This window comes from Candidatus Symbiopectobacterium sp. NZEC135, assembly GCF_025962695.1.
In genome coordinates this window covers 1-1,480 of sequence record NZ_JAGFPF010000424.1, presented here as the reverse complement: position 1 = coordinate 1,480, position 1,480 = coordinate 1, and the positions used below count along the sequence as shown (strand labels likewise).

1 protein-coding gene is annotated in these 1,480 nt (G+C 36.2%); it reads left to right on the top strand.

The window, feature by feature from the left end; translation table 11 throughout:
• Window positions 1–723: 723 nt before the first annotated feature.
• On the top strand, window positions 724–1,480 hold a 757-nt coding region (locus J5224_RS27520), incomplete at its 3' end, for a hypothetical protein (protein WP_264628315.1).

Below are 1,480 nucleotides of genomic sequence, written 5' to 3'. Positions count from 1 at the left end.
AGTGGAGGTTGCCCACTCACTGCTTCCCCCATCACCAATCGCCCAATCGGCCTTATCCATACCAGAGAGAGTCGATGACGCCATCACCATCATTGTTCTTTAATCAATGGAAAATATTGCCATGAATATTTTTTCCGTCATGAAACTTATCCAACCAAGAATTTAAAAAACTAAAAATATTATTTATTAATTGGCTCTTCATCTCATAGCCTGTAGAAACCGAGCAATTACTGAAATAAGAGTTCCGGGCGATTAATCATAACGAGTAAAAATCAACTGCATGATTGAAAACATTTCCAAGCGAAGATGCATTCACATAATCAGCATTGATATAATATTTTGAAAATAAAACACCGGATAAATTATAATTCTCCATACTTACCATTTAAACTCAAATAGTTAACTATAGAAACCGTTGGTCACTGTCTTTGATAATGTTAATATTTACATTTCCTTTGAATGATAAAACATAATGATTATCATATCATGCGCGTAAATCTCAGTAGCAAATAACAATCAATGCAAAATATCATAAATCCTTCAAATTAAATACGGTATCGTTATTTGTAACAAAATCAGTGTTATTTAAACTAAGTTAACAATTGAACCAATTCGGTTTTATTTACAATTGTAGTCTTATCAGCTTAAAACTATAGTCTTTACCGACAACGATATAAACCATAGTGTTAAAACTTAGAAATTGATATTTAAAATGGAGTTTCAATGCAGACGAATGCTATCACAAGCACCCATCATGAAAATACCGCCATACAACATTACCATCGTGAAACCCAATCAAATGAGACGCTAAATCAGATATCCACTGTCTCTAACTCTCAAGAAGATCATACGCTACACAAGCCTTGTTCAAGCTCATCCGATACGCAACGATCGTTACTTTGTTCTGTACGTGAATTTTTTTCTCCGTCATCATCAGCATCGACACAGAAAGCAACACCTGAAGAACTGAGGTTCATAGAGGAAGGGAGGTCATTGGTACTAAAAAGTGATAAGTTAATTCAACAAAATCAGCAATACAATAATTTTTCATTTTCCACTGCGCCCTCATGCGGATGGAAAACGATATTTGGATTGGGCTTACTTGCAGGTGCCAGTGTAAGTTGCGGCGCTTTTTTGTGGGCGCGACAACAAAACAATATAGTACCTGGTAATAGTTGCCCACCAAATGACCACTCACCGTTAAGTCCATTTTCAATGCCCCTATCGTCGGCGACACAGTCAACAACCGAAGCTATGCAATTCAGACCCGACACGGATCAATCCGCACAAAAAGCAGAAGCGTTAACCTCAAGCGCGAGTACGATAAAATCAATACAATCAATGAGAAAGAACCCAAGGGGAGATTTTTTTAAACAAACAAAAGTGTGTGATAATTCAACAACTCATTATAAAGATTGCCATGTCAGGCATATTAATACTGATAACTACCAGAGATATTGCTTCCTTTACTCAAAAGAAA